11 protein-coding genes, 1 tRNA gene and 1 pseudogene are annotated in these 17,605 nt (G+C 57.7%); 10 read left to right on the forward strand and 3 right to left on the reverse strand.

Translation table 11 applies throughout. From position 1 onward, the window contains the following. Positions 1–502 precede the first annotated feature (502 nt). The 7 genes and pseudogenes from ACFLEY_RS07230 (at position 503) to ACFLEY_RS07260 (ending at position 12,330) form a co-directional block, all read left to right on the forward strand. The gene (locus ACFLEY_RS07230; RefSeq protein WP_396604575.1) at positions 503–712 is read left to right on the forward strand and encodes a hypothetical protein; all 210 of its coding nucleotides are present in this window, start codon (positions 503–505) and stop codon (positions 710–712) included. Between the two features lie 111 nt (positions 713–823). Beyond that, complete coding sequence (locus ACFLEY_RS07235) at positions 824–1,072, forward strand: hypothetical protein (protein WP_396604576.1); 249 nt, start codon at positions 824–826, stop codon at positions 1,070–1,072. 975 nt (positions 1,073–2,047) lie between these two features. Continuing rightward, positions 2,048–5,203, forward strand: coding sequence for a tetratricopeptide repeat-containing protein (locus tag ACFLEY_RS07240; RefSeq protein ID WP_396604577.1), 3,156 nt, complete (start codon positions 2,048–2,050; stop codon positions 5,201–5,203). 138 nt (positions 5,204–5,341) lie between these two features. Further along, a pseudogene (locus ACFLEY_RS07245) lies at positions 5,342–5,846 on the forward strand (helix-turn-helix domain-containing protein); the annotation flags it as partial. A gap of 418 nt (positions 5,847–6,264) precedes the next feature. Continuing rightward, the gene (locus tag ACFLEY_RS07250; RefSeq protein ID WP_396604578.1) at positions 6,265–6,630 is read left to right on the forward strand and encodes a hypothetical protein; all 366 of its coding nucleotides are present in this window, start codon (positions 6,265–6,267) and stop codon (positions 6,628–6,630) included. A 139-nt stretch (positions 6,631–6,769) separates the two neighbouring features. Beyond that, positions 6,770–11,683 carry a PDZ domain-containing protein gene (locus ACFLEY_RS07255; protein WP_396604579.1) on the forward strand — a complete coding sequence of 1,638 codons (4,914 nt, stop codon included), beginning with the start codon at positions 6,770–6,772 and terminating at the stop codon, positions 11,681–11,683. Between the two features lie 329 nt (positions 11,684–12,012). Continuing rightward, positions 12,013–12,330, forward strand: coding sequence for a hypothetical protein (locus ACFLEY_RS07260; protein WP_396604580.1), 318 nt, complete (start codon positions 12,013–12,015; stop codon positions 12,328–12,330). Positions 12,331–12,720: 390 nt separating this feature from the next. Here the strand turns inward: ACFLEY_RS07260 and ACFLEY_RS07265 are convergent, their stop codons facing one another. Next, the gene (locus ACFLEY_RS07265; protein ID WP_396604581.1) at positions 12,721–13,035 is read right to left on the reverse strand and encodes a hypothetical protein; all 315 of its coding nucleotides are present in this window, start codon (positions 13,033–13,035) and stop codon (positions 12,721–12,723) included. Positions 13,036–13,466: 431 nt separating this feature from the next. Between ACFLEY_RS07265 and ACFLEY_RS07270 the strand changes: the two genes are divergently transcribed. Next, positions 13,467–13,534: transfer RNA gene (locus ACFLEY_RS07270), tRNA-Phe, on the forward strand. Between the two features lie 64 nt (positions 13,535–13,598). Here the strand turns inward: ACFLEY_RS07270 and ACFLEY_RS07275 are convergent. Continuing rightward, the gene (locus ACFLEY_RS07275) at positions 13,599–14,756 is read right to left on the reverse strand and encodes a pentapeptide repeat-containing protein (protein ID WP_396604582.1); all 1,158 of its coding nucleotides are present in this window, start codon (positions 14,754–14,756) and stop codon (positions 13,599–13,601) included. A 182-nt stretch (positions 14,757–14,938) separates the two neighbouring features. Here ACFLEY_RS07275 and ACFLEY_RS07280 point away from each other — a divergent pair, with 182 nt between their 5' ends. Beyond that, the gene (locus tag ACFLEY_RS07280; RefSeq protein ID WP_396604583.1) at positions 14,939–15,394 is read left to right on the forward strand and encodes a hypothetical protein; all 456 of its coding nucleotides are present in this window, start codon (positions 14,939–14,941) and stop codon (positions 15,392–15,394) included. 183 nt (positions 15,395–15,577) lie between these two features. Continuing rightward, the gene (locus tag ACFLEY_RS07285) at positions 15,578–16,438 is read left to right on the forward strand and encodes a TIR domain-containing protein (protein WP_396604584.1); all 861 of its coding nucleotides are present in this window, start codon (positions 15,578–15,580) and stop codon (positions 16,436–16,438) included. 322 nt (positions 16,439–16,760) lie between these two features. On the opposite strand, the gene ACFLEY_RS07290 is transcribed toward ACFLEY_RS07285, so the two are convergent. After that, the gene (locus ACFLEY_RS07290; protein WP_396604585.1) at positions 16,761–17,255 is read right to left on the reverse strand and encodes a toll/interleukin-1 receptor domain-containing protein; all 495 of its coding nucleotides are present in this window, start codon (positions 17,253–17,255) and stop codon (positions 16,761–16,763) included. Between the last annotated feature and the right edge of the window lie 350 nt (positions 17,256–17,605).

A 17,605-nucleotide genomic window follows, 5' to 3' on the forward strand; every position in this document is an offset into this window, starting at 1 on the left:
CTTCGCGGTGCCGATTAAAATAGCCCGCTAGACCGGGATATTGGTCTGATATGCTCGGATTCCTTGCGCCCGCTTCGCACGGGACTGTATCCCGAACGGTGGGTCGGCTTCGGATCGGCACGCGAAGTCCTATCCTCGTCCGTTCCGCCCCGAAAGCGATACGTGGGTAATCTTTATGCATTCAGACCAACAGCAAGCGTAATTCAGATTCCGAGCAATGAGATGGTCTGCAGCGCGAACAGGTGCCGCTTCGCTCGCATGTTGAAGGTTACCCCAAAGTTACATCGACTTTTGGGATCTCGTTTCATCTGGATCATTTGGCGCCCTAACGCGCGCGAGGGGTCCCCTTCATCATTTCTCGCTGTCTCCGTTCGAAACTGACACAAGAATCGACGTAAGCAGGTAAGCTGCACATTAGGGCGGACCCTTTGAAATTGGCTTTTGAATTTCGGTTAGGCGTGGCCCCTTCGTGAAGCATGGTTCGACCAGGAACGATACCCACGTGGGTAAGAATGCGGAAGACACAGGTTACAAGAGCTATAAGCTGACTGCTAACGAGATTGGTGGTCGCAAACGCGCGGACATGGCGACTTGGCGAACGAAGCTGCAGGCATCCAAAATTAAATTCGATGATGAGCAGAAAGGGGTCTACCTGGATGTGCTCGCCGGTCGAAGAACCGAAGCGGCGCTCGCAGCCGGAGTCTCGTTGTAAACCGTTCTTACACATCGCGATAACAATCCGGAATTCGAAGATGCCTTTCAGTCTGCCCTAGGGCAGTATCAGGACGTTATCCATGCGGTCGCCTTCAGGCTTATGAATGGCGTGAAGAAGCCCATCATTGGGGGGCAACATAGGGACCGGATTGTTGCACATGAAGTTGTCTATGCTACCAATTTGTTGGCGATGGAATTGCGCCGCACGAACGCCGAGTACAAGGAGCGCCAGGAGGTCGAGCACAAGGGGGCCGGCGGTGTGCTGCTTGTTCCGGAGACGAGCTCCAGCGTTGAGGACTTCCTCGCCCGGAAAAGAGAGCGAAACTTGCATAAAGAAGAGCCCGGCGTCAGTGTATGAGGAATGCGAACCGACCTAAATTGTTGACATCAAACAGGCTCCGCACGCTGCTCGTACTTGACGAAGTGCAACAGTACGTTGGCGACTCAAACGATTGATCGATGACGCGGTCGCCGCAAGAAGTGGATCGCGGGAAATGGCAATCAGCAGCGCGAGGAGCGGCCGGCCTTCGACTTCAACATCCCACAACCTGGCACCCGAACTACGTGCCACCGGCGATGGAGGCCTGCGTCGAGCTGCGCCAAAACTGAGGGGACTGGAAAGCAGCATGATCCTCGCCGACGGTCAGACGCGACCCAGACGGCGCTGGCACCACGCCTGACTTGCAGAGTTGCTTTGGGCCTCTGATCAGTTGACTTGCCGGTGCGTGCCCCGGCCCTCAGAAGTAAGGAAGGCCTCGAGTGTCCAGTCGCGTCCATTGCGCTGATGCCACATCGCCCCCCTGTATTGGTACTCGACGAGCAGCATCAGACTTCCGTATGGCGGAGGAAGGCCTATCGCAGTCAGCGGCTATAGATGGGGCACTCAGGGACAATTTATTCGGACTTGAGATCGACCTTCGCTGTACCCATGTGAGCCCTAAGCCGCCGCGAGCGCCTCGCCAAGGACTTCAGCACGCTTCAGCGTCTCGATTGCGGCTTTGCCATTCCGGCAGATCGGCTTCCTTCTTTAAGCTCGATCGACACGTCGCATCGCACGCTATCCAACTACCGGGTGCCGGATTTTCCCGATTATGGTTCCTGAAGCGGCTCATGCACGGTCTGGCTCTTGGTCACGATGTTATGCCGCAGTATGCTGGGACCAAGCAAAGAAACACTTGGTCCGGAACGGAAACGGATAAGTCGCTGTTCGTAAATGCGAACTTGTTCAAAGTGTTTCGCTGTCTCATTCTTCGACTCGCTGTTCCAAAGGAAACACCCTAAAAGCGGTCCACTTACGGGACGGGGCTGTAGTAAGCTGCCACCGTGTGACACCATGGTGTCGACGATGCCGGACCACAGTCGCCTCAGAGACAGTGCGGTAGTAGCCCTCGCCGGACGACGGGTCGATGCGGCCGATGCCAACCCGTCACGCTTCCCGTTGCAGGCTTTGCCAACTGTGCGCCGACGGCTCGCCGACCTGCTCGACAAGGAACACGCGGTGGCGGTCGTCTGTTCGGCCGCTTGCGGCGCTGACCTCGTCGCGCTCGAGGAGGCGGAGCGCCTCGGTCTGCGGCGACGGATTGTTCTGCCATTCCCGCCAGATCGATTCCGGGATAGCTCGGTCACTGACCGCCCAGGCGACTGGGGTCCGCTGTTTGACCGCCTCATTGCGGCTGCAGCGGAGGCCGGCGACCTCGTTGTGCTTTCAGGAAAGGCCGGCAGCGAGGAGGCCGCGTATGCCGCTGCGAATGAAGCCATCATCCACGAGGCACAGACGCTCGCCCAGACAGGCGCCCCGCATCGGCTTGTCGCGGCGGTCGTCTGGGAGGGATCAGCGAGACCGGGGAGCGATGCGACCGCCCAATTCCGGGAACTAGCTGTGAATGCTGGCTTTGAGGGGCGGTTCATCCTGACCCGCTCTGTCGTTCGCGAAGCCAAGGACTACCTCAAGGGTGCTGCGCTCACGCCCGAACCGGCCAAAGACCTCGTCAAGCGCCTTAAGAGCGAGGACAGGTTCGGTTGGGCGCGGCGGGTCTTGGCAAAAGTCCGGAAGGCAGACGTCCCGACTGCTGCACTTCGCACCTGGTTCGCGCAGCAGCACGCGGTGTGCACCTACAAGGACCCGGATCTACCCGTCCTGCAGGCGCTCGACCGGGCGCTCGCTATTCTCGATGCATCTTTGGACCTCGCGAACACCACTGATCAGGAGACTCTCGGCATCGCTGGTGCCATACACAAGCGCCGCTGGAAGGCTACCGGCCAGAAGGACCAGCTCGAACGCTCATACCATTACTACCGCCGTGGCTACGATGTCGGTCCGGAGAAGGATTCTGGCTACACGGCGATCAATGCTGCATTCGTCCTAGACCAACTCGCCGACATCGAAATGGCCGACGGGGCGCCTTTGATCGAGAGGCGCCGGGCCGAGGCGACGGAAATCCGCAAGGCGATCGTCAAGCAGCTCACGCTGTTACGGGACACGAACCCGAAGCTCAAAACAGACTGGTGGTACCTTGTCACGGTCGCCGAAGCACTGTTCGGGCTTGGCCGGGAAGATGAGGCCGAGCGCTGGCTGTTGGACGCGAAAGCCGTCCCTGATGTCCCCGACTGGGAATTGAGGAGCACTGCCACGCAGCTCGCAACGCTCAATCAGCTCCAGCACCGTGGCAAGCCGTCACCTGACGACCCGGCGGTGGCGAAAGCGGCCAAAGTGCTCGATGCATTCCTCGACTCGCCCGCCGCACGGGAAAGCGCGTTCATCGGCAAAGTGGGCTTGGCTCTTTCGGGTGGAGGCTTTCGCGCTTCGCTCTTCCATATAGGCGTTCTTGCAAAGTTGGCCGAGCTCGATGTTCTGCGCCGGGTCGAGGTGCTCTCGTGTGTCTCCGGCGGCTCGATCATCGGCGCCCACTATTACCTGCAGCTGCGCGAGACACTTGAGACAACGAAGGTCGAGAGCCTGAGCGAGGACGAGATACGCCTGATCTTCATCGGTGTCGTGCAGCGCGTAGCCAGGGATTTTCTCGCGGGGGTGCAGACGAACATACGGATGCGCGTGTTCGCCGATCCGCTTCCGCTTCTGCGCTCGACCGTTAGCCGCACCTACACGCGCACAGTCCGGCTTGGCGAGCTCCTCGAAAGCCAGCTCTTCACGAAGGTATGGGCGGATGCGACAAAGGAGCGGAGGCCGGATAGTCGGCTGCTCCTGAAGGACTTGCGAATCCGACCGAAGGACGCCGGCGAGAACTTCGATCCAAAAATCCACAACTGGCGTCGGAAGGCTAAGGTCCCGGTGTTGATCTTGAACGCCACGACCCTCAACACGGGACATGCCTGGCAATACACAGCGAGCTTCATGGGCGAGTCGCCCTGGGCGATCGATCCCAATGCCGATGGCACCAACCGGCTCCGCAGGGTGTACCACGACGAAGCACCACCAGCGCACCGTGCGATCCAGCTCGGGCAGGCGGTGGTCGCTTCCGCCTGTGTGCCCGGCCTTTTTGAGCCGGTCAGGCTCGATGGCCTCTACGAGCTCGAGGAGAAAGGCAAGAAGGCGGAGCCGCTCGTTGTGCGCCATGTCGACGGGGGCGTGCACGACAACCAAGGGCTCGCGGGCCTCATCGAACAGGATTGCAGTGTTGTTCTCGTGAGCGATGCTTCAGGACAGACGGCACTTGCTGTGGATCCCGGCGGAGGCACAGTGGCGCCCTTGATGCGCAGCAACTCCGTCCTCATGCAACGCGTACGGCAGGAACAGTATGCCCACCTTAATGCGATGCAGCAGGGCGGCTTGCTCAAGGGTGCGATGTTCATCCACCTCAAGCAGGACCTTGACGTCGTGCCGGTCGACTGGATCGGTTGCGAGGAGCCGCCCGACACCTCAATGCAGGAACACGAGCCACTCACTGAGTACGGCATCCGCAAAGAGGTGCAGGAACTGCTCGCCGGCATCCGTACCGACCTGGACAGCTTCTCCGACGTTGAAGCGTTCGCTCTGATGACGAGCGGCTACCGTATGACCGAGCACTATCTGCCTAAGGTCGAGGCTCTGCCGACAGATGCGCACAGAGCTGGCGATTGGAATTTCCTGGCTATCGAGCGCGTGCTCCGAGACGCCAATACGACGGACGCCAGCTATAAGCGTCTCGTGCGGTTACTGCGGAGTGCCGGCAGCCGGATGTTCCGGATTTGGTCGCAGTCCCGTGTTGTCCTCCTCGGGACGTTGCTGCTGACCATCGTCGGAGGCGCGCTGATCGGCGCTTGGCTCTTCAACATCGGTGACCCGTCACAGTTTATGGTTACCGTGAATGGCTGGGCCCTTCTGGCTGCTATTGCTTTGGCCGTCCCGCTAGCCTCCCCTTGGGTTCGTGAGCATGTAAGCCGGATCTCGATTGGCCTCCTGGGCCTCGTTCTCTGGGTACCGGCCCAGTTCCACCTCTTGTTGGTAGATCGTGCGTTCCTCTGGATGGGGCGATTGGATCGATTGCGGTAAGCTCATGTTAGGTTCGATCGAAATGCGCTGAAGCCGCTCTTCGAACACGGAAATTGTTCCCCGTCAGCACCTATGAGACAAGCTGAGGGACTTCATGGAGGGAGGATTTCTGGTTCATCGTAGCCGCAAGGAGCGAAGATGAAGCAGAAATCCGGGCCGGATAAAGCGCCGCCCGAACGAGTGGTGAAGGACATTCGGCGTCAGACCCGCCGGCAACTCGGCGGAAGAGAAGATCCGCATTGTGCTGGAAGGACTGCGTGGCGAGGAGAACATCTCGGAGCTTTGCCGCCGGGAAGGCATCGCCGCCTCGACGTATTAGGGCTGGCCCAAGGAGTTCCTGGAGGCCGGCAAGCGTCGGTTGGCGGGGGACACGGCGCGGGCCACAACGTCCGGCGAGGTGAAGGGCCTCCGCCTTGAAGGAGGTCGTGGCCGATCTCACCCTGGAGAACCTGCTTAAAAAAAGCATGAGCGGGGATGGGGAAGACGAGGCATGAGATACCCTGCATCCGAGAAGGCCGAGATCATCCGGCTGGTCGAGCAATCGCATTTGCCGGCCAAACGCACGCTGGACAAGCTTGGCATACCCCGTGCCACGTTTTACCGCTTGTATGATCGATATCGCGACGGTGGACCGGAGGCGCTGGCTTTTTGCAGCGCTCTCTGGCGGCCTTAGCGAGTCGCTGGCAGGCGGTTCTACGGCCAGTTTCCCCCATCGTGCGAAACTGACACCCCACTACAGACCTGTTCTGGGCACCAGAAGGCTTTCTCTGGCATGTCTCGGAGGGACGCCGGAAGAAACTGCCGAGACTTTGACGTGCCATCCTTTAGAGCCGCAGGCGAGATCGATAGCGGACATCCGGCGCTATGAGGGAGGGGGTACCGGGGGTTAGCGGTGGTTCAAATGGGGTGGAAGGCACCTTCAGATTTTCTCAAAAGAATTCGCAATTTTTGGAGGCCGACGAGCGTATATATGGTGGTGAGCAAGGAGTTCCAGATATCGAAAAGGTCTTAGGGTTCCTCAAAGCACCTAGGTCATGTGCTTAACTAAACTGATTAGATCCATGGGAACGCTATTTATCAGTCATTCGAGAAGAAACAACGCTGAGGCGATTATCCAAGATGTTGGAGGAAATGTTGTAGTCTTGGCGTACGACGGCGGAATTGCGTTGCTTGACATCACATCAGGCACGATTTTATCGAGGTTAGGCATCGAAAAAAGTCAAACAGCGGTTTCGCCTCATTTTGCGTTCATTGCCGACGAGTCGGGCCGCATTGTAACTCGAAGCGCCACACCCACCGGGATAAAGTCCATTTCTTCTTTGCTCTTTGGACAGCCTGCCACACGCGAATTGTCTGTCGGTATTTCCCGGTCAGGTACTTGGGCGATTGCAGGTGATGGGAAGAATGTTCGAGTCTGGGCACTATAGCAAAAACCTCTAGTTCTAGTGCAGTCCCCAGCAACGGCAAGCCTTAGACGCGCTACATCAGTTGATAGATCTACAGGTCGTTGTTTTCGTTCGTGGGCTATCATAGCTGGAAAATGGAGGGCCTAAGCAGTTGGAGAAATTGAGCGATAACTATATCAACAGGCCCATCCGAGTTTTTGTTTCCTCACCGTCGGACGTGGCCGCTGAGAGGGCTGCTGCGAAACGCATTCTCGAAGAAATCGAAGCGGCGCATGACGGCCGCGTGCGATTTGCGGTCACCCGTTGGGAGGACCGCTATTACAGTGCTTCCAAGACCTTTCAGGATCAAATCGACAGCCCGGCGAATTCCGATCTTGTTGTCTCAATCTTTTGGTCGCGGCTTGGCCTAGAGCTTCCGCAATCGTTCAACCGAGACGACGGCAGCCCGCGCACAGGCAGCGAATACGAGTTCGAGATCGCGCTCGATCGAGCTCGGAACGAAGACGTTCCAGACATTCTTGTCTATCGTAGGCAAGGTAAGCTGCCCGCCGTTGATCCGTCAGAGCTTGATTTCCAAAAAAGCCAGTACCGTGGCCTCCAAGGCTTCTTCAACCGTTGGTTCCACAGCGAGGAGGGCCGTTATCTCGCCGCTTACCGGAGCTACGACGGGGTCGCAGCTTTTGCCCGAGATTTTCGCCGGGACATCAACAGCTGGCTTCGCCAACGCCTTGAGCCGGCGGTATGGAACGTCGAGACCAAGGGCTCGCCTTTCCGCGGCCTCGACGCCTACGAGGCACGTCACCAGGATATTTTTTTCGGCCGCAAGCGGGCCATCCGGCAGGCCCACGCCCGACTATCGGTAATGCTATCGAAGGGAGCCTCTGCATTCCTCCTCGTACTCGGGCCGAGCGGATCGGGCAAATCCTCGATGGTGCGCGCTGGCCTTCTGCCCCGACTTTTGTGTCCGGGTGAACTAGTTGGCATAGACGCTGTCCGAGCGGTCACACTCAGACCTGGTGCCTTTGTGGGCTCATCTGCCGGCGGCCTGTTCGATGGTCTTGCGCGTTTATTGCTTGATGGCCACCAAGAGACCCTCGCTGAACTTCGGGAGGGTGATTTTGGTGAAGGACACGTGCTCGCCAACGTCCTCGCCGGACAACCAGATGTCGCCACGCGAGTGCTCTTGCAGGCGCAACTGCGGTGGGCTCAAAAGCTGGGCAATGAGCAAGGGCTGCCGACACCACCACGTACCGCGTTTATTCTTTTCGTCGATCAGCTCGAGGAGGCTTTTACGATTTTGGTACCTGAGGAGCGCGACCGATTATTCGCGCTTCTCAGTGCAATGGCTCGAGCAGAGGGGCTAGTCATTCTTGCGACGATGCGCAGCGATTACTATGCCGCAGCCCAAGCAATTCCGGCGCTGAGGGCACTGAAGGAAAGCGGTGCGTCATACGACCTTGCGCCCCCGTCGGAGACCGAAATCAGCGAAATTATCGAGGAGCCAGCGCGGCTGGCGAGGTTAGCATATGAGCGCGACAGCAACGGCCGCGACCTCGTTGAGGAACTTGCGAGCGATGCGAACCAGCCCGGAGCCCTGCCTCTTCTCTCGTTTACACTCGATCGGCTATTTCAGCTTCGCGACCAGGAACAGGGTCTGATGCGGCTTGCCGTCTATGATGATCTTGGCGGTCTCAAGGGAGCGATCGGTCGCCAAGCCGAGCGAACCTTCAGAGAGCTCGGGAGGACCGGCGCGCTTGATGAACAGCATCTGCGGCGAATTCTCCGCCGACTAGTGCGGGAGGGCGGCGAGGGACAGATCTCCGCGCGACCGGCGCTCCTCAACCAGTTTGCTTTCGGGACACCAGAACGGAGGTTGATAGACACTTTTGTTGCGGTGCGGCTCTTTGTTGCGGAGGAAGTGCGTCCTGCAGTTCCGGCAGCGCTTGGCAGTAAGCCGACTGCGATTGGCAGCGTTGCACGCCTACGTGTAGCTCACGAAGCCCTTTTCACCGATTGGCGCCGGGCGACTCGCCTAATTGAGGAAGATCGGGCCAACTACACTCGGCTGAAGCCGTTGGAGCAGGACGAGCACAACTGGCGCGAACATAGTAAGCGACCCGATCTACTCATACCAAGTGGATTTCCACTCGATGAAGCCATGGCCTTGCAATCTGCCTTCGGCGACGATCTCGACAAGCCCCTTTACGAATACATCGCCGCCTCAGTTGAGGCCGATACCCAGCGCAAAGCTGCCGAAGCTACTCGCATTGCCCGGGAGCGTCGATTCGAGCGGCTTACTCGTCGGTTCGGGATCGCGGCGGCAATTGTTGCCATCCTCGCGCTCGGTGCTGCGGGAATCGCCGCGACGCAGTGGAACGCGGCAAGAAATGCACAATCTGCCGCCCAGGTCGCCCAGCGTGCTGCCCTCGCTTCGGCTAAAAACGCTGAGCTGGCGAAGACCGAAGCCGAAGCGCAAAAGGCAGAGGCGGAAGCACAGCGAGACAAAGCCCTACGCACGCGATCGCTGTTTCTGGCTGATCTGTCTCGACAACAGCAAGCGGCGAACGATCATGGCAGTGCAATAGCATTAGCACTCGAAGCGCTGCCTGATAAAAACAGCGACTTGCAGAGGCCGTTTGTCCCAGAGGCCGAACAGGCTCTGTACACGGCCGTCGGAAGCCTACGGGAGAGGCGCGAATTTGGACCATACTCCCACAATGTCGCACTTGTCTCGTTTTCAAGGGATGGCAAGCGCGTTCTCATCGTCCTAACAGATGGGTCGGCACGATGGTACGACGTAGCAACTGGGGAGTTGGTTAAGGCTTTTGCCGTCGATCGTGGTGAGCGGTCGGCTGGCGACTCAATTTACCGTGCTGTCTCTCCAGACGGCCGCTTCGGAATTTCAGCCACACCTGACATAGTGGTATGGGACTTAAATACCGGCGCCAGTCTTGCAACGCTGAGGGGCCACACTGACAATATCAGAGGAGCGGCATTTTCAGCAGACGGGAATGTCTTAATTACTTCTTCTTGCGATCAGACGTTTCGCGTGTGGGACATGCAGAACTATCGCGAGTTGCCGCAGCTACCGGGCAAAAACTCATCCTGTGGCGGAGCGGTTGCGATTTCGCCGGATGGGTCACGCGCGGTGACAACCTATGGAGATACTGCTTGGCTCTATGACCGCAAGAGCGGTGTAGAGCTTGCCAAAATATCCGCGCGATTCGCAGGCGGGTCGTTTTCGCCTGACGGGCGTTTTCTCTTGATTTCCAGTGACGACGGACTTCGAGTTCTCGACGGGCGCACCGGGTCTAAAGTAGCAGAATTGAAGGGACACAAGAGGTGGAGTTCGATTTCGTCAGTTGCCTTTTCTTCGGACGGAAGTCGTCTCGCCACTGCAGACTCAGGAGGTTTAGCGATAATTTGGAATGTACAAGGGTGGAAAAAGCTTGCTGAGGTCAAGGTCAAAGAAGAGGCGATCGGGTCGATGGCGATCGGGCCGATGGCGTTTTTGCCGAGCGGGCTCCTGATTACCACGCACGATCGTTGGGCACATATTTGGAATGGGTTAACGGGAAAAGCGATTGCAACGCTTGCTGGCCATTCCTCCTCGATCACGCGAGTCGATGCTTCCCCGAATAGCCCGCAAATCGCGACTGCTTCTCTAGACAAAACCGTTCGACTTTGGGACCTCGCTCACCCTTCAGAATCCCGCGTTCTAATGCGTGGGGGGCATTCGGAATTTTCAAAGGATGGAACTAAGCTTTTGACGTTCTCCGGTAAGAATGTTGCGGTATGGGACCGCCGCAGCGGAACAGTTCGTTCGATCAACGCTCCTAAGGATGATTTCAATTCTGCCGTCTTTTCTCCGGACGGCGCGCGCATTCTGACCTCTGAAGATTCCGCGATCCGTTTGTGGAACGTTGATACGGCATTTGAGCTATTCGTTTTTCCACTTCCAGATGAGGAAGTTCTATCAGCTGTGTTCTCTCCGGATGGAAAGACGATATTAGCTACTTGTGGAAACCTGGCTAGGATGCTGGACGCGTCCAACGGGGTTCAACGTTTTGAGTTGAAGGGGCACGAGGGCGGAATCAATAAAGGGCTCTTCTCGCCGGACGGCAGAGTTGTTCTGACCATATCAGACGACGGCACAGCGAGATTGTGGGACAGCCCAACTGGAAAGCAACTGCTCTTGTTTCGTGGCGACGAAGCAATCCGTGACGCCGAGTTCTCAAAGAATGGCAACCTTGTCGCAACTGCAGAGAGGAAGGCGATTAGAGTTTGGCATGTGAATGATGAGCGAGAGGCCTGGAGGCTGATATTCGAGCAAGAATCGCCGAGTTTAACTTCCGTCCATTTTTCACCCGATGGCATGCTATTGGCTGGGGCTTTTTCCAATATTTGGGGCGATATCAGCGTGTGGGATGTTGCGACTGGCAGGAAGGTTGCAGGGCTTCAGGCTGATACCCAGGCCTGGGGCGTCGCTTTCTCTCCGGACGGAGCGAAAATTGCGGCGACCAGCGCCAAAGGAAAAGTGACGCTTTGGAGTACACTTTGGATGAAGCTGACTGAATTCTCTCTAGAGGGGCACCATTTTGGAGGATCAAATGTAGCGTTTTCACCGGATGGGACCTTGCTGGCGGCTGGGAGCGGAAGTGAAATCCGCGTATGGCCTGTCTTTGCATTGGGACAACCGCTAGTTGACTATGCCCGCTCCATAACGCCACGCAAGTTGACGGCAGAGCAGCGAAAACAGTTTTTTCTTGAGGAGCCGAGCGGCATTGGAATTACCTTTGCTGCTGATGACGAGTTAATTAGAATAGTGCAGGTCTTAGCTCGCTCGCCAGCCGAGAAGGCTGGTCTCGAAACTAATGATAAAATTGCCCGGGTTGACAAAGTAGGAATTCGTGGGCTGAAGCAAGACGAAGTAATCGGAAGGCTTAGTGGTCCTGTCGGCTCCAAAGTTGTTCTTACAATCCTCCGGAACGGCCACGATAACCCCATGGAGGTAACGGTCACCCGCGGGGAATTGCACAACCAGCAGCAGTCGCCAACAGGGCCACCGAATTGAATACATACACTTTGTTAGAGAGTTAGAGCCCTTCCGTAGCTCGTCCAGGAAACTTCAATTAAAGAGAAGCAATCCAGGCAACGAGATCGGCGCGAGAACGGACCCGTTACTGACCTGCTGCCATTTTTGCTACCCAACTCCTCAATATCTCGAAGTAGTTCGTCGTTCGTGAAGAACGTTTCTGAGCACCGTTGTGGTTGCGATAGGCGGCGACAGAGGATCCATAGCAGGACGCGTAAAAGTTTCGCGAACCAGTGGCGGAGCAGGCTGAAGTTCTAGCCGGGCGGCGGCGAGAACGGCGTTGATGCGGTCGCCGTTGCGGCCCTTAGATGGTTGCGGCGCATTCGGTGGTCGTCCTTGAGATGGCCGTTGAACAAGCGCGCCAAGAAGCAGCGAAAATCCTGGCGAAGGCAGAGCTTGGCCACGATGTCGCCTTAGACCGGGCGAGGGAACGCGCGGAGATGACCATCGCCGAATTGTGCGACGAGTATCTGCGCGAGGGGGTGGATCATAAAAAATCTTCCACACTCGACAGCGATAACAGTCGAATCGAATGCCACATCCGTCCGCTGCTTGGTGGCATGCGAATACCCGTTGGACATTTTGAGAGTGACAACCCTTCCAGAGCCAAAACCGCTAACTGTTGAAAGGGGCGCAAATCACCGGGTCGGACAATTTGCCGACGAATATCTCGCCATGTTGGCAAGCTTAAAGCCCGGCGGAGACGAGCCGGCAAGACGTCTGTTTCATAGGTTTATCTTTCCGCGCTTCGGCGACCAATCGGTATGAGGCTGCGGCCTACGCCGGATGCGTACGGATGAAACTGTTCACTCGTATGTTATCTTGCGATTTGAAGCGGTGCACCAAAGGGCAACCAGAATGCTTTCAAGCACGGGCGATATTCGGCGCAGTATCTCGCGAAGAGATGCGAGAAACCGCATCAAGCCTGACCAAATAGCGGAATTAGCCTTCTCAGCGCTTCTGTTGGCTTCTGACGGCCAAAGCAGCGTGGGCAGGTCGGCGTCGGGTTGCGTACTTTACTGCTCGATCAGCACAACAATTCGCCATTCGCCGTCGGCGTTGGAGACCCTGAATATTAGCTGTTCCTTGCCCTTGAGCCTCTGGACGTGGGCGGGGATGGAGACCGGGACCCGCCCAGAGCTGTACGACCAGACATCGGTGATCACGTCGCCAGCCGAAAGTGTCGCTGCGGTGCCATCCTGCTTGGTGATCAGGACGCCTGCGGTGGCATTGACGCCGGTGATCAGGACGCCGTTGACGGCGTCCACGATGCCGTACTTGCTGCGCAAGTCCGGGGTCAGCCGCGCAAGGTTAAGCCCGAGCACCTTCAACTGCCCCCAGCGGTCGAGAATACGACCTAGTCTATCGGGTGGGTCACCATCCTGATCTCGGCCGTGGTGTCGCCTACGCTGGTGCCGATGGCCTGCGCGATTTGTAGGCTCGGTTGGCGGGAGCTCTATCCCACGAAAATTTACCGGAGGTTCCTTATCCATGTCTCACTCCCGGCGTGTAGGAACTGCCCTCCACATCATAAATTAATTTTGTCATGCTCAGTCCTCCTTTATGATCCAAACCACTTCCGTCCCGTCGAGCAGCTTCCCGCCGCCTACCAGCGGCAGGCGGGTGAGGCTGAACCTGTGCACATGTGACCTTGTTCAATCCTGACCAACTTCCGGGAGGCTATCAGGCGGAATTGCTCGTTGAGCACCCGCGCCAGGATGCTCTGGAGATCCTCGTCCCGCACGGGGTCCAAGGACAATTCGCCGAGATAGCTCAGCCGGTAGAGCGGCGCGTTGAAAGCGCGCGCGTCGGTGGCCCCATCTCTCGGCACTCGCCGAGCGGCAGCGGGTCAATAGCAGTAGACGTTCTAACGACAGTACCGCTCGTATGCGGCTCAACCTCGAAGCTCCAGAACCTTTAGTTCTGCGGGGCGAATCACCTTGTCACCGAGGTCAGCAAGCAATTGCTCCTGATCGGCGTAGCGGTGGACCGTCAAAAACGACGGCCTGTTCCGGTAGAAGTCGAACATGCCTGGTTCCTCCTGGTTCACGCGGATAATTGGTTGCACGGGCACCGAGGGAAGGTCCGGCACAATTGCACGCAGCTCCTGCAGCACGCTTTTGGCATCAGAGATATCGGCAATAATGAACCTCGCCATCCGAGCAAGCAGCGTGATCGTCTCGTCTGTACCGAGGCTCCGAGGCTTCTCAAAGTCAAATAGGATCGGCAGGTAGTTTCGCTTGCGCAGTTCCTCACGTAGCGCGTTGAGGACTGCCTTCCGCTCATCTGTAAAGCGACCGAGGATCAGCACCGCCTTGGAAGTAATGGTGTCGATCACGTCACGAAGCTTCTGGTTATGAAGCATGAGGTAGATGAACTGCGCGACCTCGATGTTATCGACCGTAATCTGAGGCTCGTCCTCAGGTTTGATGACCAAGTTCTGCTGCTTAGCCCCGTCCAGTTTTAGACGCCACGCCGATATGCCGAATATACGGCAGCTGGTGAGATCTGCGCCCGTAAAGTCGGTGTCTACCAGCTGCGCAGCCTCGAGGTCAGCTCCGACAAGAGTTGCCTCATTGAGGTCCGCCCCGCGGAGGTCCGCCAAGGTGAGGTCCGCCCCTCTGAGGTCCGCCTTGCGGAGTTTCGCCCCGGTGAGGATCGCCCCGCTGAGGTCCGCCTCGCGGAGTTTCGCCCCGGTGAGGATCGCCCCACGGAGGTGGGCCCCGCTGAGGATCGCGCCGGTGAGGTCCGCCCCGGTGAGGATCGCACCGGTGAGGTCCGCCCCGGTGAGGTCTGCCCCGTGGAGGTCCGCCCGGCCGAAGTCCGCCCCGCTGAGGTACGCCTGGTTGAGGTCCGCCCCGCTGAGGTCCGCCTCGAAGAGGTTCGTCCGGCCGAGGTCCGCCCGGCGGAGGATTGCCCCGCTGAGGATCGCCCCACTGAGGATCGCCCCGTGGAGATCCGCCGTGAGGTAGTCGTTCTCCTCCTCACGCCACCACGCGTTCCAGGCATCCACCCCCTTCTTCAGCAGAGCGATGTGATCGGAGTCCGCCATGAGAGCTCCTCCCAATAAGGTCGCGCTGGGCCTTCCATCGCATTAAATGCGCGCTGCCCCCACTCAAAAAAACAACATGTGATTTCGTCAATGACAACCGGGCTCCTTTCGACCGCCCGCTGCCCGCTCGTGGTAGTATTGCTCGGCAGACGCTCTCGGCAACGCACGCAAGGGGCCTGTACATGTTTGAAAATATTCAAAAACTCGTTCCGTGGATGTCGGATCTACCGCTTATCCCTAAAATCGGAACGACCCTCATAGTGGTCCTTGTCACCTGCATCTTGCTTTATCTCGTTTGGGTGCCGCTCCCTACCCCGACCCCGGCAGATAGTGCGGCGGTCAAAGACGCCTACTCCCGCATGGTGCGCGTGCTGTCACGGGTGGGTGGGACCGGTGATGCAATCACGGTAGATGGAAAGCCTGTCGGTCCCGCGATGGCGCAGTACTACCACGACTACTTTCGGATAGGCCAGTACACAACCGCCCACCCTGGCGACATCAAGGGCGCCTACGACATTGTGTGGGGCGGTATCAACCGCACCTTCACTAACGACACCCAGACCTTTGAAGCAGTGGTGTCTCAATTCATGATCGAGTGGCTCGAAAATTCGCGAAGCAAAAAGAAGCCAGCATCCTAGCCCGCCGTACCCTATCGGCGTACCGCACTCGTCGTAGATGCCGTCTAAACCGAAAGCTCGATATCTCCCGTTGCAACTCCTCTGCCATCGCGCGGCGGAAAAGCCCTCTCAGGGATTGATGGCTAATGAGGCGGCATCGAAACTCAACGGTGTCTGATCCCGTGGGTGGAGATGTTTTACTCAATGGCAAAATGGGTTAGCTTGCCAATCTTCAGAGAGCCGAACAGGAAACAAGATGGCATCTCGAAATCGCAAACAGCCTTCACACATGGACTTCGCGCCCGACCGGATGCGTCAAGGCATCAAGCGCCTAGAGCAGGCGTTGCGGCAAGTGGAGGAGTTCATAACGTTACGAGCAAAGCCGAAAGGCTGTCTGAGACAATCAAGATAGCATTGACACAAACATTCGGCCCCGACACCGTAGAGTTCAATCGGTACAAAGACGCCGCTCGCTTCGATTGGCAGGATTACACAGAGCACACCATACGACAAGGCCTGCAGCGCAGTAAGGAACGGTCGGTTGAGTTGCTGCAGGAGGCCCTATTGCTCCTTAGGAACGAGCTTGAGTTGCGGTCCGACGACGCAGCCCCTCCGAGTGTCTCGGAAGCACTCCCTCTAAACAGACCCGTGGGGGCCAACATAATGATAGGGCACGGGAGGTCGCCCGTTTGGCGCGAACTCAAAGAGTTCGTCAAGGATCGCCTTGCTCTTGAGGTGGAGGAGTTCAACGCAGTTTCGACAGCTGGTCTGCCTACCGTTGATCGTTTGGAGGAAATGTTGGACCGCACGGGCTTCGCCTTCTTGGTGATGACCGCCGAAGATGAGCAGCCGGATGGTAGGTTGCGCGCACGCGAAAACGTCGTGCACGAAGTCGGGCTCTTTCAGGGAAGACTTGGCTTTCGAAAGGCCATCATTCTCCTGGAGGAAGGTTGCGAAGAGTTTTCCAACATTCACGGCCTCGGACAAATCCGATTTCCCAAGAGTAACCTAACTGCAAAGTTCGAGGAAATTCGTCGCGTTTTCTTGAGCGAGAAGGGGTGTTGAAAGTCAAGTAAGCTCGCGTCTCCGCAGGTTTGCCGAGCGCGCTCAGGCGGACATGGGGCGACTTTTCAGCAGATGATTTCGTCAATGGGAAACCGAGAAATCTGCGGGTCCCATGTCGCCAACCGGGCCCCTGCGCGTATGCCCCGACCAACCCAATTTCAAACTGCTCGACTTAAAGGTGAACGCCGCCGCCGAGGTTACAGCAGGAGGGTGCGGTTATCGACGTCCGGTATGCCCCGGTCGCGACCAAATTCGGCCCCGCACCGTAGTGTCGCGATGGGCCAGAAACGGACCCCCTCGACGTAATTTGGCCTTAACGTAATTAGTTCGAGGCTGGGGACGACCGCACAGGTGAGACGGAAACCGCGACGCCGATATTTGTGGCCAATACGAGCCGCTCGATTCCCTCATCCCAGTTTTCGAACAAATCAATCCATTGGCGTGTTGACAGCTCATAGACTAGAGCCGCCTCCGAAGGGTCGACATTCTCGACCCGGGCCGGAATCACAGTGACCCCAAGTTGGCTCGCGAGGGCCAGCTCCTTCTGAATCTCGCGCGAACTGTTCGCATTGTCCGTGAAAACCAGCACCATCACCTTTGCTGCCCGTATCGCGCGGACGATGGCCTGCTGGAAATTGTCGCCGGGGCTGACGTCGCGGAAGGACATCCAGCAAACAAGGCCGCGTGCTTCCAAAGCCTTGCAAACTCTCAACACGTGCGCTCGGTCCTTCGACGAATGGCTGATGAAAATCGGTGCTGCGAGTACCGATGCCTCCACTTGTGATCCTGCCACCGCGCGAGCGGCTTTGTCATTCACGGCAACGTCCTCCAAGACCGAGGAGGCCCATTCGGATGCGGACTTGCCTGCCGATAGCGGTGCTGATTTGGGCCTATTGCGGACAGCCGCATAAGCCACGAAACTTCCGATGAAGATGGCCAATGCAACAAAGATAGCTAGCCACAGAGTAAAGAGCACAACATGGGAAATGCCCAGTGAAGTTCCTGTCCAAAGTTCTTCTGGCCTGTTACGAATTTCATTCAGCTCGAACCCACTCAGCAGCGGGCATTTGCCGCGAAATTGGTGTAACGCAATTTCCGTGCAAATGAAGCCTCTGACAACCCGCTCCGAGCTATTAAGGAGTGTCACCGTTAGCAGCTGAAATAGAG

The sequence above is a fragment of the Bradyrhizobium sp. YCK136 genome (assembly GCF_044570075.1).
In the GTDB taxonomy this organism is placed as follows: domain Bacteria; phylum Pseudomonadota; class Alphaproteobacteria; order Rhizobiales; family Xanthobacteraceae; genus Bradyrhizobium; species Bradyrhizobium diazoefficiens.

Coding starts and splice junctions, on each gene's coding strand:
- ACFLEY_RS07240 (WP_396604577.1), top strand. CDS start 2,048: ATGGTGTCGACGATGCCGGACCACAGTCGCCTCAGAGACAGTGCGGTA.
- ACFLEY_RS07250 (WP_396604578.1), top strand. CDS start 6,265: ATGGGAACGCTATTTATCAGTCATTCGAGAAGAAACAACGCTGAGGCG.
- ACFLEY_RS07260 (WP_396604580.1), top strand. CDS start 12,013: ATGGTTGCGGCGCATTCGGTGGTCGTCCTTGAGATGGCCGTTGAACAA.
- ACFLEY_RS07275 (WP_396604582.1), bottom strand. CDS start 14,756: ATGGCGGACTCCGATCACATCGCTCTGCTGAAGAAGGGGGTGGATGCC.
- ACFLEY_RS07280 (WP_396604583.1), top strand. CDS start 14,939: ATGTTTGAAAATATTCAAAAACTCGTTCCGTGGATGTCGGATCTACCG.
- ACFLEY_RS07285 (WP_396604584.1), top strand. CDS start 15,578: ATGGCAAAATGGGTTAGCTTGCCAATCTTCAGAGAGCCGAACAGGAAA.